This is a genomic window from Nocardia australiensis, from assembly GCF_020733705.1.
GTDB lineage: Bacteria > Actinomycetota > Actinomycetes > Mycobacteriales > Mycobacteriaceae > Nocardia > Nocardia australiensis.
This window is the reverse complement of record NZ_JAJFZM010000004.1, coordinates 110,045-135,388: the sequence shown is the minus strand read 5'-3', so window position 1 is coordinate 135,388 and position 25,344 is coordinate 110,045. Positions and strand designations below refer to the sequence as shown.

The window sequence follows — 25,344 nt, the reverse complement described above, 5'->3', positions numbered from 1 at the left end:
TCAGACCGTGCGGTCGTAGACGCTCGCGTCATCGAGCAATGCCGCGCGCAACATGCTCTCGGGCACGCCCATGCCCTCCACCAACGTCAGGGCCTCCGGGCGCAGCCGGTCGACGAGTTCGTTCACGCCGCGCCGCACCGCCTTGGCACGTTCGACCGACATGAAGCGGTGCATGATGAACCACGACAGGTTCTCCTCCAGCGAGGAGTAGACGAACAGGTCGCACACGGTTTCGGCGAGCACACGGGCGTCCGGATCCTCGATTCCCGCGATGCCTTCGATGAATTCCTCGAGCACGAGCCGATCGATGTGTGCGGTGCCCGCGGTGAGAATGTGATCCTGCGCGTTGTTGAACGCCTCGAACGGCCCGGTGTCCTCGGCGCGGGCGCGCAATCGGTGCCCGGCGGTGCGCACCAGGTAGTCCTCGCGGTCGGCGAACAATTGCAGCTGCACCTCGCGCCGAGACAGGTCGCCCTCGTCGACGGTGTCGTCGCCACGGTCGCGCAGCGTCTGAATCAGTTGCCGCACACCGGATCGCTTGCGCACCACATCACCGGCCATGGTCGCCGCGAATCGCACCCAACCCAGGGCGTCGAGGTCGCGGATCTCATCGGAGTACGACGTGAGCAGTTCCTTCGCCACCAGCTGGGTGAGGACCACATTGTCACCCTCGAAGGTAGTGAATACATCCGTGTCGGCCTTGAGCGTGACGATTCTGTTCTCGGTGAGATAGCCCGCGCCACCACATGCCTCACGGCATTCCTGAATCGCACGGGTGGCGTGCCTGGTCTGTGCGACCTTCAGGCCCGCCGCCCGCTTCTCCAGCGCCCGCTGCGCGCCCGGATCCAGATCCTGGCCGGTCTGCACCAGATGCATTCGGCGCACCAGATCGTTCTGCGCGAAGGCCAGCGCGTAGGACCGCGCGATCAGCGGCAGCAACCGCCGCTGGTGGCTGCGGTAGTCGAGAAGCAGCGTTTCGCTGCCATCATCGGGGTCGGAGAACTGACGGCGCTTCAGCGCGTACCGGGTGGCGATGCTCAGCGCGACCCGCGCACCGGCGGCCGCCGCACCGCCCACGCTGACCCGTCCACGCACCAGGGTGCCGAGAGTGGTGAAGAAGCGGCGGCTCGGGTTTTCGATTTCGGAGCTGTAGGTACCGTCCGATGCTACATCGGCGTAGCGGTTCAGTAGGTTCTCGCGGGGAATACGGACGTGATCGAAGATGACGCGACCGTTGTCGACACCGAGCAGGCCGCCCTTGAGCCCGTCGTCGAAGGTGGTCACACCGGGCAGGTCCACCCCCTGTTCGTCGCGGATCGGGACCAGTAGGCAGTGCACGCCCTGGCTCTTGCCCTCGGTGATCAGTTGCGCGAAAACGGCTGCGACCCTGGCATGTTCGGCCGCGCCGCCGATGTAGTCCTTGCGCGCCGACGGTGTCGGGCTGTGCACGACGAATTCCTGGGTGATCGGGTCATAGGTGGCGGTGGTTTCCAGGTTGGCTACGTCGCTGCCGTGCCCGGATTCGGTCATCGCGAAGCAGCCGAGCACGTCGAGGGAAATCAGTCGCTTGATCACGTCCGTGTGCCGGCCGGTACCGAGATTCTCGACCGCACCGCCGAACAGCCCCCACTGCACGCCGGACTTCACCCATAGCGACAGGTCCACGTAGGCCAGCATCTCCAAGCCGACCACGGCCGCGCCGGGTTCACCGGTGCCGCCATGCTCGAGACGAAAGCCGCGTTCGGCGTATCCCATCGTCGCGATGACACGCATCTGGTCGAGCACCCGGGCCCGAGCGTCCTTGTAGTTCAGAGAGGGGTCGCCGGCGAATTCTTCGCCCGCGAGTTGCTTACGAGCGCTTTCCCGGACGTCCCCCCAGGGGCCGTCGAGTGCTACGCGAAGGTGATCTGCCGTCGTCGAGGTGCCGGTAGTCATAACCCGACGATAGCCGGATCGCTCGGCCGGACCCGTGACACGACATCTGTCGCGAAACTCTTGTAGCAGATTGAACGAGCGTTTAATATACTGCACATGTGTTTAACCGAGACCCCCTATCGCAAGGATCCGCCAAGGACCTGACCACCGCGGCTCGTATTCGCGACGCCGCGATCGAGCTGTTCGGAGAGCAGGGATTCCAGGTCGGAGTCCGCGCCATCGCCGCCGCGGCAGGCGTCTCACCGGGATTGGTGAATCACCACTTCGGCTCCAAAGACGGCCTGCGTGCGGCCTGCGACGAGCGGGTACTCGAGCTGACCAGAGACAAGGAGGCCAGCGCGATCACCGAACCGTCGATAGCGAAAGGCATGCTCGCCACTCTGGCCGAAATCGAGGAATTCGGCCCTCTGGTCGCTTACATGGTGCGCAGTCTGCAAGCAGGCGGGCCACTAGCGGAGTCCCTCTTCGAACATATGGTCACCGACGCCGTGGTCTACATCCAGGCCGGTGTCGACGCGGGCGCCATCAAGCCGAGTCGCGATCCGGTCGCGCGCGCCAGATACCTGATGATGCTCAACCTCGGCGCCACCCTGCTCTATGTGCAGATGCACCAGCGGGGTGGCGAAAAGCTCGATTTCCGCAAGCTCGTCCGCGACCTCACCGACGAGCTCACCCCTCCAGCCCTGGAGTTCTACACCCAGGGATTGATCACCGACCCAACGATTTTGGACACGCTCAACAAGGAGAAATGATGTCCGACATCATCGAAGTTCATGATCTCCGCAAGAACTTCGGACACGTCGCCGCCCTCGACGGGCTGAATCTGACTGTCACCGAGGGTGAGATCCACGGCTTCCTCGGCCCCAACGGGGCAGGCAAGTCGACCACGATCCGGACCCTGCTCGGGATTCTGCGGGCCAGCTCGGGCAAGGTCGAACTATTCGGCCGGGACCCGTGGACCGATGCCGTCGCCCTGCATCACGAACTGGCCTATGTCCCAGGCGATGTCACGCTGTGGCCGTCACTGTCCGGCGGCGAGACCGTTGACCTGCTCGCCCGTATGCGCGGCGGAATCAACGAGCGACGGCGCACCGAACTCATCGAGCGCTTCGACCTCGATCCCCGCAAGAAGGCACGCACCTATTCGAAGGGCAACCGACAGAAGGTCGCGCTCATCTCCGCGTTGGCCTCCGATGTCCGGCTGCTGCTGCTCGACGAGCCGACCTCGGGCCTGGATCCCTTGATGGAGCGGGTTTTCCGCGAATGCGTGCAGGAGGCGAAGGATCGCGGCGCCACCGTGCTGCTGTCGAGCCACATCCTCTCCGAGGTGGAGGCGCTATGTGATCGGGTGACGATCATCCGGGCGGGGCGCACCGTGGAGAGCGGCTCACTGTCGGACATGCGACACCTGTCGCGCACCTCCATTACGGCCGAATTGCTCGGTGACCCAGGCGATCTCAGCCGCATCCCTGGCGTCGAGGACATCGAGCTCGACGGCTCGACACTGCGCTGCCAAGTAGAGGGCGAGCATCTCGGCGAGCTGATCCGAGTACTCGGGGACACCGGTGTACGCAGCCTGACCAGCGCACCACCGACGTTGGAAGAACTCTTCTTGCGGCACTACCACGTCGGTGATGACAGCGCGCAGTCCGCCACCACGCAGTCCGGAGAGAAGGTGCGGGCATGACCACCGCCACCGTCGGCAGGCACTACGCCGCTCCGGCCGCGCGCGGCTCCGCCGACTTCGCAGGCACCGCCCAGCTGCTGCGGCTGTATCTACGGCGCGATCGAATTGTCCTGCCGCTGTGGGTACTCGCCTTCGGACTGCTGCCTGCCTTTTATGTCGCGAGCACCAAGAGCGTCTACGACACCCAGGCCCAACTCGACACCTACGCGACGTCCATCATGAACAGCCCGGCGCTGATCGCCATGTACGGGCCAGTGTTCAGTACCGAACTGGGTTCCATCGGATTGTGGAAGGCCGGACCGTTTTACGCGATCATCGCGATCGCGACCATCCTCACCGTCATCCGGCACACCCGGGTCGAGGAGGAGACCGGTCGCGCGGAGTTGGTTGGCGCCACCAGCATCGGCCGCTTCGCCGGCCTCACCGCCGCCTTGGTAATGACCGGCGCGGGCTGCGTAATCTCCGGAATCATCAGTGCCCTCACGCTGTACGGCAGTGACCTCCCCGCCGCCGGTTCGCTGGCCTACGGCGCCACCCTCGGATCCTCCGGACTGCTATGGGCCGGCGTTGCCGCAGTGGCCGCGCAGGTGAGTGTAGGCGCGCGGGTCGCGCGGGGTGTGGCGTTCGCCGCGCTCGGCACCGCGTTCGCGTTGCGGGCGGTCGGCGACGCCGGAAACGGTGTGGTGTCGTGGTTTTCACCGCTGGGTTGGTGCATCAATATGCGGCCCTACGCGGGCGAGCGCTGGTGGGTGCTCGCGCCGTTGATCGCAGTCGCGGTGCTGAGCATCGTCGCGGCGTATTCGCTACTGCGCCACCGCGATACCGGTTCGGGGCTGCTGACCGAACGCCCCGGACCACCAGTCGCGGCACCCACACTGTCCGGCCCGGCGGGCCTGGCCTGGCGACTACAGCGCGGCACACTGCTGGCCTGGTCGATCGGATTCCTGCTCTACGGATTGCTGATGGGCAGTGCCATCACCAGCGTGAGCAAAATGCTCGAGGACAGCCAGCAGATCCTCGACATAATGGCCAGGATGGGCGGCACCGATGTGCTGCAGGACTCCTTCGTCACCTTCGCGGTGTCCATCCTCGCGATCGCGTCGACGGCGTATTCCATCTCCGCCGTGCTACGGCTGCACGAGGAGGAATCCAGCCAGCGCGCCGAGGCCACCCTGGCCGGATCGGTGAGCCGGGAACGATACGCACTGAGCCACATCGGTTTCGCGCTGCTGGGACCGGCGGTCATCCTGGTCGTGGCCGGCTTGGCGATCGGGACCGTCTACGGCGCGGTGGACGGCGATATGGCGGGCAAGCTCGGCGGCTCGCTCGGCGCCGCGGCGGTCCAATTGCCCGCCGTATGGGTGCTGACCGGGATCACGGTGGCGATCTATGGGATCGTGCCGCGCTATACACCGGTTGCCTGGGGTGTGCTGAGCGTCATGATCTTGATCTTCATCGTCGGCTCGCTCGACGGGTTGCCGCAGTGGGTCCGCGACCTCGTTCCGTTCACGCATCCGCCGAAGCTGCCCGGTTCACCATTCGAGGCCGCCCCGGTGCTTTGGTTACTCGCCATCGCCGCGGTGCTGCTCGCGGTCGGTGTCGTCGCGTTCCGCCGACGCGATCTGCGCTGACTCGAAACACGGCCCCGCCCGGAGTTGCCGACTCCCGGCGGGGCCGTGGCATGCCGGTTGAGTGAACGCGGCGGCTTGTGCTCGCACCTGCCGAGCTGCTGTTGGGAACACTCAGCAAAGACACCGCATCGCATTTGTAGGTAGTGTCCGATTCGCACAACAGCGCGAGACAACACAACAGCGCGAGACAAGCAGACGAGGACCATGTCGAGATTTTCCAGACGGCTGACCGCGGTGGTAGCGGTCGGCCTAACCAGCCTTTCGGTCGCCGCCCTACCCGCACAGGCGCAGGAGAGCTCCGAGCAGGCCCCGCAGTACGCACCGACCATGCTCATCCTGGATGCCTCCGGCTCCATGCAGCGTCCCGATCCGGCGGGCACGATGATGGAAGCGGCCAAGAACGCCGTTCATACCTTCGTCGACGCGGCGCCCGCCGAATCCAAGGTAGGGCTGACCGTGTACGGCACCGGTACCGGCAACAGCGAAGCGGACAAGGCCGTCGGCTGCCGTGACGTCCAGGTACTGCACAAGCCCGAAACCCTGGACAGGTCCGCCCTCGGCACCGCGGTCGACGGCATCGAGGCCAGTGGCTGGACGCCCATGGGCACCGCATTGCGCCAGGCGGCCGCCGCCCTCCCGAATTCCGGGCCACGGTCGATCGTGCTGGTCTCCGACGGCGACGACACCTGCGCACCGCCCGATCCGTGCGAAGTGGCAAGGGAATTGAAGCAACAGGGCGTCGACATGGTGATGCACGCCATCGGCTTCGCGGTGGACGCCAAGGCCCGCGCCCAGCTCACCTGCATGGCACAGGCCACCGGCGGCACCTATACCGACGCGGCGGACGGACCCGCCCTGGAGCGCACCCTGCCACGGGTCACCGCCGCCGCGTTACGCAACTACAAGGCGGCGGGGACACCCATCTCGGGCACACCCACCTACGAAACCGCCCCGGTGGCGACACCTGGTCAATACCTCGACACCATCGGCCAGAAGGAGACCCGCTACTACGCGGTCGACGTCCCCGACGGCGCCACGGCGTACTTCAGCGGCACCATCTCGTTTCCCCGCCTGCCCAACGTCAATCCCGCCCGCGACAACAACGTTCTCGAAGTGCGGATCTACGGCGCGGACGGGCACGACTGCAACAAATTCGAATTCGAGCAGGTGACCTCATCCAGTGGTGGCGCCGCGCTCACCGTTGCCGAGACCTTCGACGGCGCGACCGAGCAACGCGATGGCAAAAACACTAGCGCCGACAAATGCAAGGGCGGCGGCCGCTACTACTTCGCACCGAAATGGGCCAGTGTCTCCGATGGCGTACCGGAGCGGCTCCCGATCGAATTGCTCGTCGGCATAGAGCCCGGCGTCACCAATCCCGGCCCCGCCGCTGTCGCGCGACCGCTGACCTTCGCCGAACCCACCGGCACGGGCACCGCTGTATCCGGCGGCGGATCCTTCAATGTCGCGTCTACTCTCGATGGCAGCGGTCGCTACACCGACACGGTCCGGCCGGGTGAGTTCGTCTTCTACCGGGTCAAGCTGAACTGGGGACAGGGGCTGGCATATCGCGTGCATTACGGCGCGAACGGTGGCCGTGGGGTGGAGAACATCTCCAATATCCGCACCACCCTCTACACACCTGCCCGCGAGGAGATCGACTCGGATTTCGGGGCGTACGTCGGCACCGACGATGTGTTGCCCTCGAACAAGGACGCGCTCGCCACCGTGCCGATCCGCTACAGCAACCGCACATCCGACACCATCGAAAACCGCAAGCAATCCCTCGCGGGTTGGTACTACATCGCGGTCAAGCTCGGTTCCACCTCCGCTGCGGGCGAGGACCTACCGGTGCAGATCAAGCTGGATCTGACTGTCGGCGGAAAAACCGAGAGCGGTCCGACGTATTCGACCACCGCCGACAACGGGATTTTCGCCGAGAACGCCACCACCCCAACGGGTGGCGGCAAATCCGGTGACGGGCACACTCCCCAGAGTTCGGCCAGTGCGTCGAGCGACAGCGACTCGTCGTCGACGCTGATCGTCGCGGCGATCGCCGGTGCTGCCGTCATCGCCGTGCTCAGTGTGCTCACCGGCTGGCTGCTCGCGCGCAGAAGGCGCGGCTGAATACCGCACGCCGCACAGAGTCAACGATTCTGTGCGGCGTGCGGCGGTCCAGGTAGTGCCTCGCACCCGAGGCGATGCGGGGTGCGGTGGATCGAGGACCTCAGCGAGACGAGTCGATACCGAGCTTGCCCGCCAGTCGCGTGAGATACCCCCGGACATCGTCGGCGTCGCGGTCCGGGAGGCCGAAAACCGCCTCGGTAACGCCATATTCGGCCCATTGCGCCAACTGGGGCGCGTCATACCGACCGGCGAGCGCGATGATCTCCGGGTTGCCCGCTCGATTGTGCTCGCGCCAAACACGGTGCAGCAGTTCGATCTTCGTGCCCAGACCGTCCTCGGTCGGCGTGGTGAGCCAGCCGTCGGCATTCTTCGCCAGCCAGGTGAAGGACTGCTCGGTACCCGCCGCGCCGAGAATCACCGGAATGTTCTTCTGTACCGGTTTCGGCCACGACCAGCTCGGACCGAAGTTCACGAACTGCCCCTCGAAGCTGGCTTCTTCTTCCGACCAGATGGCCCGCATGGCATCGAGATGCTCGCGCAAAACCGTGCGGCGCTTGTTCGCGGGCACGCCGTGGTGGGCGAGTTCGTCGGTATTCCAACCGAATCCGACACCGAGGCTCACCCGGCCGCCGGAGAGGTGATCCAGCGACGCGAGGGTCTTGGCGAGGGTGATCGGGTGATGTTCGGCAGGCAGCGCCACCGCGGTGGACAGGGTGATCCGGCTGGTCACCGCGGCGGCTGTACCGAGCGCGACCCAGGGATCGAGGGTGCGCAGGTATCGGTCGTCAGGCAGGCTCGCGTCTCCGGTACGCGGATGCGCGGCGGCCCGGACCACCGGAATATGGGTGTGTTCCGGCACATAGAACGAGTCGAAGCCGGCCTGCTCGGCGGCCGCGGCCGCATCGGCGGGCGTTATGCCCCGGTCGCTGGTAAACAACACAATTCCGTACCGCACCGTACCCTCTCCCATCGCCGAACTAGAACAAGTTCTATCACATGGGGCCGATCGACACGCCCACCTCCGAACAGCTCGGGTGACGCCGACGCGTGAAGATGACTAGGTTCGCGGGCATGGTTATAGACGCACTCGCGAGGGGAGACGATACGAACCCGCCGCTGGACGAAGAACGGCGCGGCAGGCGGCGATTGCGCCGCGCGTTGCGAATACCCATGGCTACCAATGCCATCGGCAGGCTCGTCGCCGACCGGCAGGCCACCGCCGACACCATCGTCGCGGCGCCGACACCGCTGCAGCCGATCGATCTCACCGACGACGCCGCCGTCGCCGAGGTGCTCGATTTGGCCGTGCGGGTCGGCGAGGTCGTGCTCGCGTCGGGCACCAGCGTCGGCGATACGACCACCCAGGTGCGGTTCATTGCCGCCACCTACGGGCTGTCGCGCTGCAGCGTCGACGTCACCTATGACGCGATCACGATCTGGGCCGACCGAGGCCCGCAGCTACCACCAGCCAGCACCATGCGCATCGTGCGCTACCGCGCACTGGATTTCACTCGGCTCGCCGCGGTGGACCGACTGACTCGCCGCATCCGCAACGAGGTCGTCGCACCCGACGACGCGCGGGCCGCGCTGGATGTCATCACCTCGGCGCCGCACCCCTACAACCGCTGGGTCGCAACGTTCGGCTGGTCGCTCATGGCCGCGGCGATCGCGGCCCTACTCGGCGCCGGTGTCCTGGTCGCCACGATAAGTTTCGCCACCACACTGGCGATCGACCGGGTCAATCGCGTGCTCAATCGCATCGGCCTGCCCTTCTTCTTCCAGCACATGGTCGGCGGTGTCATCGCCGCCACCCCCGCCGTCGGGCTGGCCACCCTCGCCGGGCCGCTGAATATCGACGTCGACCCGACGCTGATCATCGCCGCCGGAATCACCGTGCTGCTCAGTGGATTACAGCTGGTCGGTTCGGTACAGGACGCCATCACCGGCGCACCGATCACAGCGGCGGCACGCATGCTCGAGGTGGTGATGATGACCGGCGCCATCATCGCGGGTATCGCCGTGGCACTGCGTATCGGCTATGTCGTCGGTGCCACGATCCCGCCGGTCTATCTGGATAGTCGCACCATTACCGATCTGCCGATCAAATTGCTCGCGGGCGCGGTGGCCGCACTGGCGTTCGCATTGGCCTGCTACGCCGAGCGCCGGGCGCTGGCCGCCGCCGCGTGCAGTGGTGCGGCGGGCACCATCTGCTTTCTCGTGGTGCAGCAAACGGGTTTCGGACCGGTGGTGTCCTCCGGTGTCGCCGCAACCCTGGTCGGCCTGGCCGGTGGTCTGATGGCGCGGCGGGCGTTGACTCCCCCACTGGTCGTCGCGGTCGCGGGCATCACGCCGCTGCTGCCCGGCCTCAAGGTGTATCGCGGGTTGTACGCGGTCCTCTATGACGAACTATTGATAGGAGCCAACCAACTGTTGGCGGCCATCGGCGTTGGTTGCGCATTGGCCGCGGGGGTGACGCTCGGCGAGTGGGTCGACCGCACGGCGCGCAGGCCGCGGATCCTGAGCCGCTTCGGCTCATTGCGCCGGCCGATCGTGCGCCGTCGCCGCGCCGATCGCGGATTCCGCGCCGCATTGCGCGGAACACGGGTGCGACCACGACCGTGAACCGGTATCGTCGTTCCGGTTAGTTAGGGCAATCAACAGCTCAGCACCAGATAGCGAGGTGGTTTCGGATATGTCGGACACAGTTCCCTCGGCGGACGCAACACCGTTCTCGACCGCGATCCGTACCGCCACCCAGCAGCAACACACCGAGGCCGAGAACTCCCGGTTCATGAGCGACATGCTCGGTGGCGAGCTCGGCGTGGATTCCTACCATCGCTATACCGGCCAGCTCTGGTTCATCTACCAGGCCCTCGAAGGGCGCTGGGAAAGCCTGGCCGACGATCCGATCGCCGGTCCGTTCATTCGCACCGAACTGGCGAGGAGCGCCGAACTGGAGCGCGATCTGACCCATTTGATCGGCGCGGATTGGCGTGCGAGCCTGGAGGCGCTGCCCGCGACCACCGCCTACGCCGCCCGCATCGATGAGTGCGCCCGCGACTGGCCCGCGGGCTACATCGCGCATCACTACACCCGGTATCTCGGCGATCTGTCCGGCGGTCAGGTCATCCGGGGTACCGCCGAAAAGCTCTGGGATCTGCCGCATCGCGGCGACGGAGTGCGCTTCTACGTCTTCGACGCGGTAGGCAATCCCGCCGCTTTCAAACGCGAATACCGCGCACTGCTGGATCAACTGCCGCTCGACGATCTCGAGCGGCGCCGGGTGCTCGACGAGGGCCAGCGGGCCTTCGCTATGAACACCGCGGTATTCCAGGAACTGGCCGCCGAGTTCCCGGCTCGGCGTCCGTCCTGATTCGGCATCCGACGAGTTCGTCGGCTAATCCCCTGCGCGCTGGGTGATCTGGCCGGAGTACCTGGCTCGCAGTGCGGCCCCGCGAAGTTCGTGCAGTAGTCGATCAGGTCATCCATCGGTACCGCGAGGCATCCCCCTTGCTCCCCCCACGATGACACGTTCCAGCATGCCGACCACCGACAACGCGAAGATGACCACGATCTGGGCCGACGGTCGGTGCGCGCAATGGATCAGCAACCGAACGGACTCCGCGGCTGCGACAGCCTCACAGCTCTGGACAAGCACCACTTCGAACTTCAGGTAACCGAAAATCTATGTAACACATACCCTTTGACCTGCACCGACGGTGACGATCCCCACAGCCACACTGCCCTCGATAAGTTTGCTCCGGCAACATCGAACCCATTACAGTTGTCTATAAGTCAGGACGAAGATGTTCCTACTTCGGTCCGACCGCTAACAATCGGGGGCCGACTCATCGAAGTCCGCATCCACTGCTGCATGCCGGATGAGCGTTGTGTGACAACAGGGTTCGAGCTACAGCTGGAGAGGGCGATGGCTACTTACATCGTTACGGGCGGCACCGGTTTTCTGGGGCGACGGGTCGTACAGGGACTGCTCGACGCGGAACCCGACGCCACTGTGCACGTATTGGTGCGCGCCGAATCATTGGGGAAGTTCACCGATCTCGCCGAGAACTGGCACGACGGTGAGCGAGTAATTCCCCTTCTGGGTGACCTCACCGCCGATGGGCTCGGCCTGGCCGGGCCGGCGCCGAAGGCCGATCACGTAATCCATCTCGGCGCGGTCTATGACATGACCGCCGACGAACAGACCGCCCACGCGGCGAATGTCGCGGGCACCCGATCGGTGATCGCCCTGGCGAGCGACCTCGGCGCGATCCTGCATCACGTCTCGTCGGTCGCGGTAGCAGGTAATCACCAGGGCAAGTTCTTCGAGGAGGACTTCGATCTCGGTCAGCGGCTCAACTCGCCGTATCACCGCACCAAGTTCGCCGCCGAGAAATTGGTCCGCCAGTCGCGTGGGGTGCGCTGGCGGGTGTACCGCCCGGCCATCGTGGTCGGGGATTCCCGCACGGGTGAGATGGACAAGATCGACGGGCCGTACTACTTCTTCGCGGCCATCGCCAAGTTGGGCGCGCTGCCCACCGACCTGCCGATGCCGCTGCCCGATCTGGGTGCCACGAATATCGTGCCGGTCGATTACGTCGCCGCCGCGATGGTCGAGTTGGTGCGCCGCGCCGGACTCAACGGACGCACCTTCCACCTGGTCAACCCTGAGCCACAGCCCTTCAGCAAGATCTACGCGGCCCTGGCCACCGCGGCCGGTGCGCCCAGCGGAATCGGCGCGGTACCCGGTAGCGGGCGCGCGCTCAGCCGGCTCTCCAGCATTCCCGGCGTCGCAGCCGTCCGGGATTTCCTGTTGGAGCAGTTGGGAATTCCGGCTACCGTCGCCCCGCACACCGCCTTCTCCGCCGAGTTCATCTCCGACTCCACGCGCGCCCAGTTGCGCGGCACCGGCCTGTCGGTGCCGTCCTTCGATAGCTACGCCGAGCGGCTGTGGTCGTATTGGCGCGACAACCTCGACCCCAACCGCGACCGCCCGGCCGACTCCGGCTGCCCGTTCACCGACCGCGTCGTCCTCATCACCGGCGCGTCCTCGGGCATCGGACTGGCCACCGCACACGCGGTCGCCCGGCGCGGCGCCACGGTTGTGATGGTTGCGCGTGGGCGCGACGACCTCATCGCGGCCGCTGACGCTATTACCGCCGAAGGTGGTGTGGCACATGGCTATCCATGCGACATCACCGATCCCGATGCCGTCGACGAACTGGTCGCGACCGTGCTCGCCGAGCATGGCCACGTCGACTATCTGGTGAACAACGCGGGCCGCTCGATCCGGCGATCAGTGCTGAACTCCACCGATCGCATGCACGATTTCGAGCGGACGATGGCGGTGAACTACTTCGGCGCGGTGCGCCTGATCCTCGCACTGCTGCCGTCCATGCGGGCCCGGCGCTTCGGCCATATCGTCAATATTTCCTCGATCGCCGTCCAGACGAAGGCGCCCCGCTTCGCCGCCTATGTAGCGAGCAAGTCGGCGCTGGACAACTTCAGCGATATCGCCGCCGTCGAAAATCGCGATGCCGGAATCACTTTCACGTCGGTTCGGATGCCACTGGTCCGCACCCCGATGATCGCCCCTACCGAAATCTACCGTTCACTGCCGGTGCCCGATCCTGACCAGGCGGCCGCGATCGTGGTGCGCGCCCTCACCGATCGCCCCGATCGCATCGACACACCTGTCGGCACCTTCGCCCAAGCCGTGGAACTGTTCATGCCGACCGTCAAGCGGACCATCATGCACCAGGGCTTCCGCGTCTTCGGTGAATCGCATGCGGCGCAGGGAAAGTCGCCGGTTGTGGTGGCGACGCGCGATACCGTCACCGAATCTGCGGCGACTCCGGCACGCGGTCGCGGCGCACTCGTCGCGCTCGCGCCCGTGCTACTGCCGCTCATGGCGCTGCCGGGTCCGGCCGCCAGGATCGCCCGCGTGGTCCCCGGCCTGCACTGGTAGATCGGCGATCATGGTGCCATGGCCGATGACACCATCAAATTCTTCAAAGCCGAGATGGGCTGGGGCGAGGGGTTCCGGGGCTCGCGGCGGGCGACCGGGTCGAATTCGATTATGAGGCCGCCCAACAGGATAGCTTCCGCTATCGCGCCACCCGAGTCCGCAGGATCTGACCCAGCGGTTCCCGCGTCAGCAGGACTCCGTTCTGATACATTTTTGTATTGAATACACCGATGTATCCGACGGCCGCAGAGCCGATGTGCCGTGAGGAGGTTCGCCATGCCGACGTCCAGCACTGCCGCGACCCCGGCGAGGCGGATCACTCGCAGACGGTCCGAAACCAGAAATCGGCTACTCACGGCCGCGTACGAGGTGTTCGCCGAGGAAGGTTTCGGCCGCACCACCGTAGAGCGCGTCTGTGATCGCGCCGGGTTCACCCGTGGTGCGTTCTACTCCAACTTCTCCTCGCTCGACGAGCTGTTCCTAGCCATGTGGGAGCAGCGGTCGGCGGCAATGCTCGCCGAGGTCCGCGCGACCCTCGACGACTTCGCCGATAACGGCGTTACCGATATCGGCGCCGCGGTCGAACTCCTGGATGACGCCGTTCCGATCGACGAGGCGTGGTACCGCATTACCGCCGAATTCACCGCCCACGCACTGCGCACTCCGGCGCTGCGACAGGTGATGGCCGCGCGTGAGGCGACGATAGTCGCGGCGTTGATGCCGACGGTGACCAGCGCACTCGCCCGCGTCGGCCGCTGCGTCGCCGATCCCGACGCGCTCGGACAGGCCCTGGTCGCGGCGCACGACGGCACCACCGTGCAGATTCTCATGCGGCCGCGCAGCCGCCGAGTGCGGCGCGCCCGCACCGAACTCTTGTGTCACATCGTGCTGGCATACAGCACCGCAACCGACCCCGCCCGCGAAACCGAAGGATGACCATGACCAATTGCAGTCCCGAATTCGCGCAAGAGGCAGACGTCATCGTCGTCGGCGCGGGTCTGGCCGGACTCGTGGCGACTCACGAGCTGGTCAAGGCGGGCCGTAAAGTGCACGTACTGGACCAGGAAAACCGCAACAACCTTGGCGGACAGGCATTCTGGTCACTCGGCGGGCTGTTCTTCGTCGACAGCCCTGAGCAGCGCCGCCTCGGAGTCAAGGACTCCTACGAACTGGCCATGCAGGACTGGCTGGGCTCGGCCGGGTTCGACCGAGACGACGAGGATCTGTGGGCCCGGCAATGGGCACAGGCGTACGTGCGGTTCGCGGCTACCGACAAGCGGGATTACCTGCACGACTTGGGTTTACGTGTCACACCGCTGGTTGGTTGGGCCGAACGCGGCGGCGCTTTCGCAGACGGTCACGGAAATTCGGTGCCACGCTTCCACCTCACCTGGGGCACCGGCCCCGAGGTGGTCCGGGTCTTCGCCGAACCGGTGCTGGCGGGCGAACGCCGCGGACTGGCCGGATTCAGCTTCCGCCACCAGGTCGACGAGCTGATCGTCGAGGACGGCGCCGTGGTCGGTGTGCGTGGCAGTGTGCTCGAGGACACCGATATCGAACGCGGCAAGTCTTCGTCCCGAAAAGTTGTGAGCGACTTCGAATTCCGAGCCAAAGCCGTCATCGTGACCTCCGGCGGCATCGGGCACAATCATGAGCTGATTCGCCGCAACTGGCCCACCGAGCGGCTCGGCCCGGCGCCGGAGACCATGATTTCCGGTGTGCCCGCCTATGTAGACGGCCGGATGCTCGGTATCGCCGAGGCCGCAGGCGGTGCGATCGTCAACCGAGACCGGATGTGGCATTACACCGAGGGCATAAATAACTGGGATCCGATCTGGCCCGACCACGCTATTCGCATCATTCCCGGACCTTCGTCGCTCTGGTTCGACGCAACCGGAAAGCGCCTGCCCGCACCGTGTTTCCCCGGATTCGATACCAACGCGACCATGAAGGAGATCCTGGCCAGCGGCTACGACTACTCCTGGTTCGTACTCACCCAGTCGATCATCGAAAAGGAGTTCGCGCTGTCGGGTTCCGAGCAGAATCCGGACATCACCGGCAAGGACCTCAAGCTCACTCTCCAGAGCCGGGTAGCCAAGGGCGCGCCGGGTCCGGTCGAAGCATTCAAAAAACACGGTGTCGATTTCGTGGTCGCGGACAATCTGCGCGAACTGGTCGCGGGGATGAACAAGATCGCGCGCGGACCACAACTGGACCACGACGCTCTCGAACGTCAGATCGTCGCCCGCGACCGGGACGTCACGAACAAGTACTCCAAGGATGCCCAGTTGATGGCGATCACCAACGCCCGCCAGTATTTCGGCGACAAGGCAGGCCGGGTCGCCAAACCGCATCGCATCCTCGATCCCGCGCACGGCCCGTTGATCGCGGTGCGGTTGAACGTCCTCACCCGCAAGACGCTCGGCGGTCTACAGACCAACCTCGATTCGCAGGTGATGCGCGCGGACGGCACCCCGCTGCCGGGCCTCTACGCCGCAGGCGAGGTCGCTGGATTCGGCGGTGGCGGCGTGCACGGCTACAACGCGCTGGAAGGCACCTTCCTCGGCGGCTGCATCTTCTCCGGACGCGCCGCCGGACGCGCACTGGCTACGAAACTGTCCTGACCGCAATGGTTTCCGAGCATCAGATCCGACAGCTCGGGGCCGCGCCCGCGATCTCGGGCCGTGTCGATGTCATCGGCGCCGGCACGGCGGGGGCGGAGCCACCGGACTGCTCGGTGTAGAGCGGTGTGCCGGTGGCGTGGCGCCCCGGTTCCAGCGAGATGTCGGAAATCTCGACCTGATGCCCCTGGATGTCGGTCACCCTCGCGGAGAACGGTCCCGCGCCCGCACCCGAGATAGTCCAGTAGTTGTCCATGCCGCGGTGGAGTTCCCGCCACGAGCTACCGGTCGCCGATCGCAGTGCGACCCGCTGTATGGGATTACCCGATCCGGTCCACAGAATGGCGAACCAGCCCGCTGTCGAATCGGGTTTGACCTCGTAGAACAGCTCCGGCGCCGGGTGCGGATCCCGGACCACGGAATAGCTCACCTGCGCGATCCCGGCAGACCGTTCGGCGATCTGCTCGAAGGCCGCGGTGCTCAAATCCAGTTGTCCGCGAGCACAACCCGGGCAACGGTCGGCGACCAGCACGCGCACATCACCGTGCGGTCCATGTACGTCGAGGTAGGCGCCGCACAGGTCGGCGCGGCCGTACTCCTCGGTCGACACCCCAACATAGAAGCCGTCCGGCGGCAGCCCGCGAATGGAGCACGACGCCCCAGCGCCGAACGCCGTGTACCGTGCCTCGCCGCGTTGCGTGGGCACCGGCGCGTCTATCTCCGGGTCGAGCCAGACACCGGAACTACTGTTGGACAGTGCCATTCGTGATGTCGCGTCATCAGCGGCCGCGGCAGGCACGGGATCGCACGACGCCGGTTCGGGTCGCGTCACCCACACAACCACCCCGACAACCGCGATCAGGGCCCCCACTGTCGGCCACAGCCAACCCGTGCGCGCCTGTGGTTCCTTGATCGGTACTCGGTGCACCGCTATCCCCGGCTTCCGGCTCACCAAACTCACGGACTATCCATCCTGACCACACCAAGGAAAGCAGCCGAAGGGGCAATCCGTGGCTCGAACGAAAATCTTATCGACGATCCGCATCCACTTCCGCAAACTTGCAGCAAATCCTCAGCATCCAACTGGCCATTATCCATGAAAATCGGAAAAGATACGGCGCCCATATCAGACCGATAGGTCTGCTCGCGCTCGGTCAGCGGCGGCGAGCGTGGCGCGGAAAGAGCGCCTGCGCGGATTCGTGAGCGACTTCGAACAGCACGCGGGCCAGGACGGCGGTATCGAGAGCGGGATGGCCCGCACCCGTCTGACCCGATAGCGACAGGGCGCAGGGCGCGGCACCACGGCCCCGGATCGGGACCGCCACGCACGCTATGCCATTGGCGGATTCTTCGTTGTCGAGCGCGACCCCCTGACGTTGCCGGGTGCGGGCCAGCTCGCGATGCAATTCGGCTCTATCACAAATGGTTCGGGAGGTCAGCTGGGTCAGCCGGTCCGGGAAGGAAGTCCCGACGATGCTCGATTCGTGGGTCGCGAGCAGCGCCTTGCCGAGGGCGGTGCTGTGCGCGGGCATCCGGCCGCCGAGTCGGGTCGGAATATGCACGGTGCCGCGACCGCCCGCCTTGTCGAGATACAGCACCTCACGACCGTCGAGCACACCGATATGGCCGACCAGGCCGGTCCGTTGACACAGATCGTGCAGCAGCGGACTCACCACATCGCGAATCTCATTGTGGTCGGCGGCGAGCCCGCCCAATTCGAACAGGCGCATACCGAGGCGATAACCACCGGGGGCGTCCGAGAGCCAGCGCAATCGGATCATCTGATCCAGGATGCGATGCACCGTCGAGCGGGGCAGCCCGGTACGTTCGGCCAGACCGAGCAGCGTCAGCACCGGGGTCGAAGTGTCGAAAGCGTCCAGGATCAGCGTCATTCGCTCGATCATGGACACCGGCGGTTGCGTGGTCCGAGCGGCCGTTGGACTCGCTGCGGCCCACAGATCCTCAGGCCCATAGTGAGGCATCACCTCGATCGTCATGGCTAACCTCCCGTGTAGCCCCTACAGCTTAGAAGGATTTCGATTACGCACCACCCCCGCGCGTGCCAAGGTAGAGCGATGGATCTCGCCGCCATCGAAGCTATTCGCCAGCTCAAATACCGTTACTTCCGGACGTTGGATTTCAAACGATGGGACGAGTTCGCCGATACGCTCACCGTCGACGCCGCCGGACGCTATGGCACGCACGCCCTCGGCGAGCCGCTCACACTCGACGGGCGCGCGGCCATCACGGCCTTCATGCGCGAGAACCTCGGCCCGTCGATCGTCACTACCCATATAGCGACTCACCCCGAAATCACCGTTGACGGTGAGACCGCCACGGGCTCATGGGCTTTCGAGGACACGGTGATCGCGACCGATTATCGCGTCCTGATCCGCGGCGCGGGCTACTACACCGATGGCTACCGCCGCGACCCCGACGGGCAATGGCGCATCACCACAACGGGTTACCAGCGGATCTATGAGTCGAGCCAGTCCCTCGCCGATACTCCCAGCTATCGGTTGCTCACGAATATGTGGGCCACACCGGGCGATTGACGGCCGCCGCCCGGAGTGGGAAGCGGTCCAGTGTCGGACCGCTGGCGCTGGACGAGAGCACCTCAACGGCGGATGCTACGAGCATGTCCGCACTTGCGCCAGCAGAGTTCACGCCCGAAACCGTCTACCTCAATACCGCCTCCTACGGCCTGCCGTCGGCGCGGGCGCTGACGGCGGTGCGAGATGCCAACGCGCAGTGGGCAGCAGGCCGCAGCACACCAATCGAGTACGACCATCTGGTCCCCGATTTGCGTGCCGGTTTCGCGCGGCTACTGGCCGGTGCGGTGGCCGATGACATCGCGTTGGGTAGCACTGTCGCCGGACTCATCGGCCCGTTGGCCGTGGCGCTGCCGCCGGGTGCGGAAGTGTTGCTCGCCGATGGCGAATTCTCGTCGGTGTCATGGCCTTTCGTGCACCGCGACGATCTCGAGGTGCGGTTCGCTCCGTTGGAGCGGTTGGCCGAGGAGGTGCGGCCCGAAACCGCGTTGGTCGCGGTCAGCGTCGTGCAGTCGAAGGATGGGCGGGTCGCGGATCTTCCCGCGTTGCGCGCGGCCACCCGGGCGCACAACGCCCGGCTGCTGATCGACGCCACCCAGGCAACCGGCTGGTTGCCGCTGCGTTTCGCCGATGCCGACTATTGGGTGTGTGCCGCGTACAAATGGTTGATCGGCGCCCGCAGCGTCGCCTTCTTCGCCGCGGCACCCGAAGCGATCGCGAATATTCGCCCGCTCGGCCCGGGCTGGTATGCCGCCGCGGGCGGGCGAGCCGAGCTCTACGACCCGATCGCATTGGCCGCCAGCACCCGTCGCTTCGACGCGACGCCGGACTGGCTCGGAGTCATCGCCGCCCGGGCCGGCCTTTCTCTCATCGAGGAACTCACTGTCGACAAGATCGGCGCCCATAACCTCGAGCTCGCCGACCGCTTCCGGACCGGCGCCCGCGCACTCGGCTACGAACCGGTCCCCCGACGCTCGGCGATCGTCGCCATCCCGGATGCGGGCGACGCCGCCCCCATCGCACTCGAACGAGCCGGCATCGTCGTCTCGGTACGCGGCGGCAACCTGCGCGTCTCCTTCCACCTCTACAACGACACCACCGACGTCGACCGAACCCTCGACGCACTACCGAAGCGGTAGCCCCGGACGAGACACAGTCGCGTCCAGCCGCTCCGACAAGAATGGTGCACTCGCGCGGGCTCGGTCGGCAGCCGAAATACCTGTTGTCACACCGGATGTCGCGTCCACTGATACCGCGCACGCGGCGCCCTTGGGGTCCTCGGGTGCTCGAGCGAGGTCGGGGTACCGGCCGGGAGCGAATGACACCATCGGAGTCGCGTCGGATGCATTGTGCACGAGGATGATTGCGGGGGGCCGGACGGTGTAGAGGTACTGGTAACCCAATTGTTCAGCGTGGCGGCGTATCTCGACTGCGTGACGCAAGGCGTGCTGTCCGGACACATCCGCGCGCACCAGTCCCACCGCCTTCGGCTTTCGGTGCTGGATCGGCGGCAGGCCAGCTGTCTGGATAGTGTGTGCGTCCATCGGTCCCCTGAATCATGGTGGTGGCGTGCGGTTTCGGAGGCGTCCGGGTAGTGACACTCGCCCACTGGATCGGTTCCACCCGGAACACCGAAAACCAGCACACCACCGGCGACCGACGGATACCATCGGGAAACGAGAACCCAGTCCTGGTTTGCTCAAATGCCCAGGAGGGGACTCGGTTCCGGAGCAGACAGAGATCGATTTCCAACCCCGCACGACTCGATTTCAGGAGACCCGTTGACCAGCCCTGATGAAGAAGGCCCCTCGTCGACCCTGCCGCGTCGCCAGCTCGGACGCTTCCTCCGCGACCGCCGCGAAGCAACCGGGTTCACGCTCGCCGAGGCAGCAAAGCTCGTCGATCTATCCCGGGCTGTGCTCCAGCGCCTGGAGACCGGGCAGATTCAGAAGATCCGCAGACAGGATGCGCAAGCGCTGTGCGAGGTGTACGGCGTTGATGCCGCCGACACCAAGGCGGCGGTCGACCTTGCGGTGCAGGCCAAGGCCAAAAGCTGGTATCACGCGTATGGCGGTCTGTACAGCAGCGCCTTCAACATGTACGTCGGGCTCGAAGCCGCCGCGCGGCGGCTCACCACGTACCACGAACACGTTCCTGGCCTGTTGCAAACCGCCGACTACGCACGCGCTGTCATCGGCGCGTACCCAGAGTTCGACGGCGACGACATCGACAGGCGTGTGGAGCATCGCCTGCGGCGGCAGGCCATCATTACCCGCAAGACGAGTCCCGCCGTGCTGGAAGTCATGCTGCACGAATCGGCACTGCACCGCATTGTCGGCGGCCCGAAGATCATGGCTGCCCAGCACCGGCACTTGGCCGAAATATCGAAGCGGCCCAACGTCATGCTGCGAATACACCCTTTCAGTGCGGGGCTGATCTGGGGCATGCCACATGGCTTGTTCACCATCGTGGAATTCGACACGAACACCAAGGGTGAGCCGGTCGAACCACCAATCGTCTGTCTAGAGGGAGGGCCGAATCAGGATGTATACCTGGAGAAGTACGGAGAGGTGAAGCTTTATAGTGAACTTGCTTCAGCTATCCGGAGTACATGCCTGGATGAAGTGGAAACGCGAGACCTGCTGCGGCGGGTAGCAAGGAGTTACAACGGTGAACGATGACCCATCCAAAGCAAAATGGTTCAAAAGCAGCTACAGCGGCAGCGGTTCACAGTGCGTCGAAGTAGCGTGGCTCGAAGAAAGCATGATCGGAGTCCGAGACAGCAAGAACCCGACCGGCCCGGCCCTCATGTTCACACCGGGCGAATGGGACGCCTTCACCGCAAGCGTACTGGGCGGGGAATTCAAGCGCCCGGCCTGAGCACTGAATCTTCTGAACCACAGTAAAACTCGCGGCCCTGCTTCGCGTACCACACGCGGAGCAGGGCCGCGGCGTTTCCGCACTCGAAGAGGCGCGGTTGTGTGGTTGCGATGAGGTGCGCCCTCGGCTGCCGGATAGCGCCGATGTTGGTCTTGCGAAAGCATTCCGAGCACGGCCCAGCTGGTCGTCGGCAAATCGGGAACCTCGGTCGCCACAGCGGGTTTCGCATCGGTCACGCTAGAACTAGATCGGCTAGCCGTGTCCTGTAAGTCGTCCGAGCTGGAGGATCAGTCGATGTCACTGGTCCATTCGACTCGACCTCACCATCGGTGTCATCGGTGATCATCACGTAGTTCGAGGCTGCCGCACCGGAGCGCCGTTTCGGCGGTTCACACGCAGAGACGAAACTCGGTTGTGCGCGACTCGACGAACCTGACATCGTGTCCAGGTGGCCGTACTTTTGGGTGAAAAGAACAGGTTCGCTGTTGAAGTTGGCGATTGGGCCTCGGGGCTGCGTCGAGTGGACCTGTGGGCGGCCGATCAGTGGTTGACCTGCGACGACAATATGGCCTTTGTCGAGCAGTTCCGCCGCTCTGTGGAGGAAACTGCTGTCTCGGTACGTTCCGGGCATGTTCCACCGCTGCCCTTTGCCGGGCTGTCTCCGGTGGCCACTCATCAACGGTTCAAGACCGCGACCGACGACGACCCGATTTGCGAGCTGCGTGAGCAGTTTTGGTTCCTTCACTGGGGTCCCACGACCGATAACTTGGTGACCTACGTCTTCCGCGACGGCGACCACTTGGTGATCACGTTGCAGTTCTGGCGTGAGGCGCATTTGCTAGATCATCCCGAGCATGTGGGAAGGGTCTTCGAGGTCAAGATCGAGCCTGCGGAATTCGCTGGAATCCTCGAAAGTCTAGGTTCAGCTCTGTAGGTCATCGGAGCCAGAGGATGATGGCGGCGATGGTGAGTTCGGCGTGGAAGTAGGCGACGCGTTTGGCGTACCGGGTGGCCAATCCGCGGAATGCTCTGTCTGCGATGACTGCCCTCGGGTCCGGTGCGGGCGCGGCCCCGGCCGATCCGGGCTACCTGGATACCGTCGAGTAATACTGTCAGCTGCGGGTTGTCTCCGGCCTGGCCAGCGGTCAACACGATCCGCATCGGTAGCCCGCGTCCATCGACGGCGAGGTGGATCTTGCTGCTCAACCCGCCCCGGGAGCGTCCGAGTCCTTCCCCGTCGATCGCGAGGGCTTCGATTCCGGGTGCACCGCCCCCTTTTTCCGGGCGCCAGCAGCGTGCTGATGAGCCCGGACCACGCTGGAATCGACACTGATGACCCACTCGACCTCGCCGATCGAGTCGTCTTTGACGATCACCTGATCCAGCAGACGTTGCCAGGTGTCATCGGCGGTCCATAACCGCAACCGCTCGTGCGCGGTTTTCCACGGACCGTACCGCTCGGGCAGGTCACGCCAGGGTGCTCCGGTCCGTAGTTTCCACAGGATCGCGTTGATCACCTGCCGGTGATCACGCTAGCGTCGAACGGTTGGATTCGGGCCCATGCCCGATCAGTCAACTCACCCCGACCTACCACGACATACAGCTAATACCAACCACCACAACGAATTACAGGACACCCTCTAGGCATATACCCACCCGGAGGACCGATCCCACGGCACCGATCGAGTCAACGCCAGCGGGCATGACGAGGGAACAGGGTGCGCGCGGACTCGTGGGCGACTTCGACGAGCACCCTGGCCAAGCGGGCGGTGTCCAAGTTCGGCCGCTCGCCGCCGATTCGACCGGACAGCGAAAGCGCGCCGACGGCGGCGCCACGTCCACGAATGGGAACCGCGACGCACGCAACGCCATTGGCGGATTCCTCGTTATCGACCGCGACGCCCCGGCGGTGCCGGATACGGGCGAGCTCGCGATGCAATTCGGGTCTGTCACCGATCGTTCGCGCGGTCAGCCGCGGCAGCCTGGCACGAAAGGATGTTTCGACAACGCTCGGTTCGAGCGTGGCGAGCAGCGCCTTGCCGACGGCCGTGCTGTGTGCGGGCATGCGACCGCCGAGGCGGGTTGGGATTTGCGCGGTGAGGCGGCCACCAGCCTTGTCCAGGTAGAGCACCTCCCGCCCATCGAGAACTCCCAGGTGCCCGGCCAAGCCGGTGCGCTGACACAAATCGTGCAGCAGTGGACTCACCACGTCACGGACCTCGTTGTGGTCGGCGGCGAGCCCGCCCAATTCGAACGGGCGCATACCGAGGCGATAACCACCTGGCGCGTGCGCGAGCCAGCGCAATCGGATCATCTGATCCAGGATGCGATGCACCGTCGAGCGCGGCAGCCCGGTGCGTTCGGCCAGACCGAGCAGCGTCAGCACCGGGGTCGAACTGTCGAAGGCATCCAGAATGAGGGTCATTCGCTCGATCATGGACACCGGCGGTTGCGTGGTCCTGGTATCCGCCGGTCCCGTCCCTGCCCACAATTGCCCGGGCTCGCGGTAGGTCATCACCTCGACCGTCATGGCCGACCTCCAGTGTGTAGCTCGATATATCTCCAATCACATTGCCGCCGTAGCGGCCAGAGGGAATCCCGGAGACTACGGAGATCGCTACGGATCTTCTCGGTAGCCGGAATCCGTTATTGACAGCCCCCCCGAGCCCCTCGCTTACCTTCATGCGCGCACAAACAATCCCGCATCAAACAACGACCAACCGACTGTGGCCCGCCGTCGGGCGAGCCACAGTTCAGACTTACTCGTCGAGGGCACGCGGTGCTACCGGTCCCCGACCTCGATGCCGCTTTCCGTTTCTACACCGATGTGCTCGGCTTCCTCGGCTGCGGCATCGGGTCAACTGGTTTCAGCGGAGCGCGCGGCCGGTGTGGTGATCAGCGGGAGGTCGAGGGCAGTGAGGATTCCCGGTTGTGCCGCCACTACGGCGGGGATGGCGTTGACGATGCGCATGGCGGTGGCGAGGAGGGTGGCGTGGTTGTGGTCGCCGTGTGGGCTCGAGGTGACCAGGTCGAGGGCGTAGCTGGGGTCGCCGGTGATCTCGACGCGGTAGGAGCCCTCGTGGTGGGCGGGTTGCGGCCAGTCCGGGCAGAGGTCGGAACGCAAACGGGTGACGTGCTCCAGGACGGTGACCGCTTTGTCGCCGACCATCCCTCGGACTTCGAAACGTAGTGCGGCAGCGGTACCTTCGGCGATATGGCCGGTCGCGATGTCGAAGGAATCAGGTGCCGGAACGCGTTCGTAGGTCTCGGTGACGGAGTCCAGGGTGACGCCGATACCCGCCGCGAGTTGACGCACCGTGCCACCCCAGGCCAGCGAAAGCACGCCGGGCTGTAGCAGCAACGGAATGTCTTCGAGCGGCCTGCCGAACCCCATGATGTCGAACATGACCTCACGATTGTCGTAACTCGCGTAGTCGACGATCTCGATGCACCGTAGCTGTTCGATGCTCAGGCAGGTTCCGGCGAGAGCCAGCGGCAACAGATCGTTGGCGAATCCGGGGTCGATGCCGTTCACCCATAGTGATGAATTCCCTTGGGCGGCAGCATCTTGCACCGGCTTCAACAACTCGTCCGGCAGCACACCGTAGGGGTATTGGAAGAACACCGGCGCGCAGGCGACAACATTGATCCCGGCGGCCAAAATCTTGCTGAGGTCCTGCACGGCCTCGAACAAGCGGTTATCGGTCATGGAGCAATAGACGACGCAGTCCGGCTTCGCGGCGAGGATCGCGTCGACGTCCGTCGTGGCGGTCACCCCGACCGAATGCTCTAGTCCGGCAAGGGTTCCCGCGTCGATCCCATCCTTCGCCGGGCCAGACACCCATACGCCCGCCAGTTCCAGGTCGGGATTGGCGATGATGCCCGCCAGCGCGTGCTTGCCGACATTGCCGGTACCCCATTGCACTACTGAATATGTCAT

21 protein-coding genes and 2 pseudogenes are annotated in these 25,344 nt (G+C 65.2%); 15 read left to right on the top strand and 8 right to left on the bottom strand.

Annotated elements, in window-relative coordinates; all coding sequences use genetic code 11:
* Nucleotides 1–1,935, bottom strand: a complete 1,935-nt coding sequence (locus LKE06_RS21455; RefSeq protein WP_228001143.1) for an acyl-CoA dehydrogenase family protein — start codon at nt 1,933–1,935, stop codon at nt 1–3.
* A gap of 98 nt (nt 1,936–2,033) precedes the next feature.
* Here LKE06_RS21455 and LKE06_RS21450 point away from each other — a divergent pair, with 98 nt between their 5' ends.
* The 4 genes from LKE06_RS21450 (at nt 2,034) to LKE06_RS21435 (ending at nt 7,380) form a co-directional block, all read left to right on the top strand.
* Nucleotides 2,034–2,687, top strand: a complete 654-nt coding sequence (locus tag LKE06_RS21450) for a TetR/AcrR family transcriptional regulator (RefSeq protein WP_228001142.1) — start codon at nt 2,034–2,036, stop codon at nt 2,685–2,687.
* Nucleotides 2,687–3,622: an ABC transporter ATP-binding protein gene (locus LKE06_RS21445; protein ID WP_228001141.1), complete on the top strand. Its 936-nt coding sequence runs from the start codon at nt 2,687–2,689 to the stop codon at nt 3,620–3,622. Before LKE06_RS21450 ends, LKE06_RS21445 begins: the two co-directional genes overlap by 1 nt.
* Nucleotides 3,619–5,253, top strand: a complete 1,635-nt coding sequence (locus tag LKE06_RS21440; RefSeq protein ID WP_228001140.1) for an ABC transporter permease — start codon at nt 3,619–3,621, stop codon at nt 5,251–5,253. The genes LKE06_RS21445 and LKE06_RS21440 overlap by 4 nt, the downstream gene beginning before the upstream one ends.
* 204 nt (nt 5,254–5,457) lie before the next feature.
* Nucleotides 5,458–7,380, top strand: coding sequence for a vWA domain-containing protein (locus LKE06_RS21435; protein WP_228001139.1), 1,923 nt, complete (start codon nt 5,458–5,460; stop codon nt 7,378–7,380).
* Between the two features lie 100 nt (nt 7,381–7,480).
* On the opposite strand, the gene LKE06_RS21430 is transcribed toward LKE06_RS21435, so the two are convergent.
* A complete protein-coding gene (locus tag LKE06_RS21430; protein ID WP_228001138.1) occupies nt 7,481–8,335 on the bottom strand; it encodes an LLM class F420-dependent oxidoreductase in 855 nt (284 codons plus the stop codon).
* Nucleotides 8,336–8,544: 209 nt separating this feature from the next.
* Between LKE06_RS21430 and LKE06_RS21425 the strand changes: the two genes are divergently transcribed.
* The 5 genes from LKE06_RS21425 to LKE06_RS21405 all read left to right on the top strand — a co-directional run bounded on the left by LKE06_RS21425 (nt 8,545) and on the right by LKE06_RS21405 (nt 15,975).
* Nucleotides 8,545–10,002 carry a threonine/serine exporter family protein gene (locus LKE06_RS21425; RefSeq protein WP_372477410.1) on the top strand — a complete coding sequence of 486 codons (1,458 nt, stop codon included), beginning with the start codon at nt 8,545–8,547 and terminating at the stop codon, nt 10,000–10,002.
* A 70-nt stretch (nt 10,003–10,072) separates the two neighbouring features.
* Complete coding sequence (locus LKE06_RS21420; protein ID WP_228001137.1) at nt 10,073–10,753, top strand: biliverdin-producing heme oxygenase; 681 nt, start codon at nt 10,073–10,075, stop codon at nt 10,751–10,753.
* Nucleotides 10,754–11,308: 555 nt separating this feature from the next.
* Entirely contained in the window at nt 11,309–13,351 is a 2,043-nt protein-coding gene (locus tag LKE06_RS21415; RefSeq protein WP_228001136.1) for an SDR family oxidoreductase, read from the top strand.
* A gap of 276 nt (nt 13,352–13,627) precedes the next feature.
* Entirely contained in the window at nt 13,628–14,287 is a 660-nt protein-coding gene (locus tag LKE06_RS21410; protein ID WP_228001135.1) for a TetR/AcrR family transcriptional regulator, read from the top strand.
* A gap of 2 nt (nt 14,288–14,289) precedes the next feature.
* On the top strand, nt 14,290–15,975 hold the full coding sequence (locus LKE06_RS21405; RefSeq protein ID WP_372477404.1) for an FAD-binding dehydrogenase: 1,686 nt from the start codon (nt 14,290–14,292) through the stop codon (nt 15,973–15,975).
* A 19-nt stretch (nt 15,976–15,994) separates the two neighbouring features.
* Here LKE06_RS21405 and LKE06_RS21400 read toward each other — a convergent pair whose 3' ends face one another.
* Both LKE06_RS21400 and LKE06_RS21395 read right to left on the bottom strand, forming a co-directional pair.
* Entirely contained in the window at nt 15,995–16,933 is a 939-nt protein-coding gene (locus tag LKE06_RS21400; RefSeq protein ID WP_228001133.1) for an expansin EXLX1 family cellulose-binding protein, read from the bottom strand.
* Between the two features lie 193 nt (nt 16,934–17,126).
* Nucleotides 17,127–17,864, bottom strand: a complete 738-nt coding sequence (locus LKE06_RS21395) for an IclR family transcriptional regulator (protein WP_228001132.1) — start codon at nt 17,862–17,864, stop codon at nt 17,127–17,129.
* A 183-nt stretch (nt 17,865–18,047) separates the two neighbouring features.
* Between LKE06_RS21395 and LKE06_RS21390 the strand changes: the two genes are divergently transcribed.
* Together LKE06_RS21390 and LKE06_RS21385 are read left to right on the top strand one after the other, a co-directional pair.
* A complete protein-coding gene (locus LKE06_RS21390) occupies nt 18,048–18,527 on the top strand; it encodes a nuclear transport factor 2 family protein (protein WP_228001131.1) in 480 nt (159 codons plus the stop codon).
* Nucleotides 18,528–18,610: 83 nt separating this feature from the next.
* Entirely contained in the window at nt 18,611–19,663 is a 1,053-nt protein-coding gene (locus LKE06_RS21385; protein ID WP_228001130.1) for an aminotransferase class V-fold PLP-dependent enzyme, read from the top strand.
* Here LKE06_RS21385 and LKE06_RS21380 read toward each other — a convergent pair.
* Nucleotides 19,649–20,068, bottom strand: coding sequence for a 3,4-dihydroxy-2-butanone-4-phosphate synthase (locus LKE06_RS21380; RefSeq protein ID WP_228001129.1), 420 nt, complete (start codon nt 20,066–20,068; stop codon nt 19,649–19,651). The genes LKE06_RS21385 and LKE06_RS21380 overlap by 15 nt on opposite strands.
* A 237-nt stretch (nt 20,069–20,305) precedes the next feature.
* Here LKE06_RS21380 and LKE06_RS21375 point away from each other — a divergent pair, with 237 nt between their 5' ends.
* The 3 genes from LKE06_RS21375 to LKE06_RS21365 all read left to right on the top strand — a co-directional run bounded on the left by LKE06_RS21375 (nt 20,306) and on the right by LKE06_RS21365 (nt 22,338).
* Nucleotides 20,306–21,205 carry a helix-turn-helix domain-containing protein gene (locus LKE06_RS21375; RefSeq protein ID WP_228001128.1) on the top strand — a complete coding sequence of 300 codons (900 nt, stop codon included), beginning with the start codon at nt 20,306–20,308 and terminating at the stop codon, nt 21,203–21,205.
* On the top strand, nt 21,195–21,404 hold the full coding sequence (locus LKE06_RS21370; protein ID WP_228001127.1) for a DUF397 domain-containing protein: 210 nt from the start codon (nt 21,195–21,197) through the stop codon (nt 21,402–21,404). The genes LKE06_RS21375 and LKE06_RS21370 overlap by 11 nt, the downstream gene beginning before the upstream one ends.
* A 448-nt stretch (nt 21,405–21,852) precedes the next feature.
* On the top strand, nt 21,853–22,338 hold the full coding sequence (locus LKE06_RS21365; RefSeq protein WP_228001126.1) for a hypothetical protein: 486 nt from the start codon (nt 21,853–21,855) through the stop codon (nt 22,336–22,338).
* Nucleotides 22,339–22,451: 113 nt separating this feature from the next.
* Here the strand turns inward: LKE06_RS21365 and LKE06_RS21360 are convergent.
* Both LKE06_RS21360 and LKE06_RS21355 read right to left on the bottom strand, forming a co-directional pair.
* Nucleotides 22,452–23,007 (bottom strand): annotated as a pseudogene (locus LKE06_RS21360) (IS5 family transposase); the annotation flags it as partial.
* A gap of 84 nt (nt 23,008–23,091) precedes the next feature.
* Nucleotides 23,092–23,934 carry an IclR family transcriptional regulator gene (locus tag LKE06_RS21355; RefSeq protein ID WP_228001125.1) on the bottom strand — a complete coding sequence of 281 codons (843 nt, stop codon included), beginning with the start codon at nt 23,932–23,934 and terminating at the stop codon, nt 23,092–23,094.
* A 174-nt stretch (nt 23,935–24,108) separates the two neighbouring features.
* On the opposite strand from LKE06_RS21355, the pseudogene LKE06_RS33285 reads away from it, so the two are divergent.
* Nucleotides 24,109–24,237, top strand: a pseudogene (locus LKE06_RS33285) (VOC family protein); the annotation flags it as partial.
* Between the two features lie 24 nt (nt 24,238–24,261).
* Here the strand turns inward: LKE06_RS33285 and LKE06_RS21345 are convergent.
* The gene (locus LKE06_RS21345) at nt 24,262–25,344 is read right to left on the bottom strand and encodes an NAD(P)H-dependent amine dehydrogenase family protein (protein ID WP_228001123.1); all 1,083 of its coding nucleotides are present in this window, start codon (nt 25,342–25,344) and stop codon (nt 24,262–24,264) included.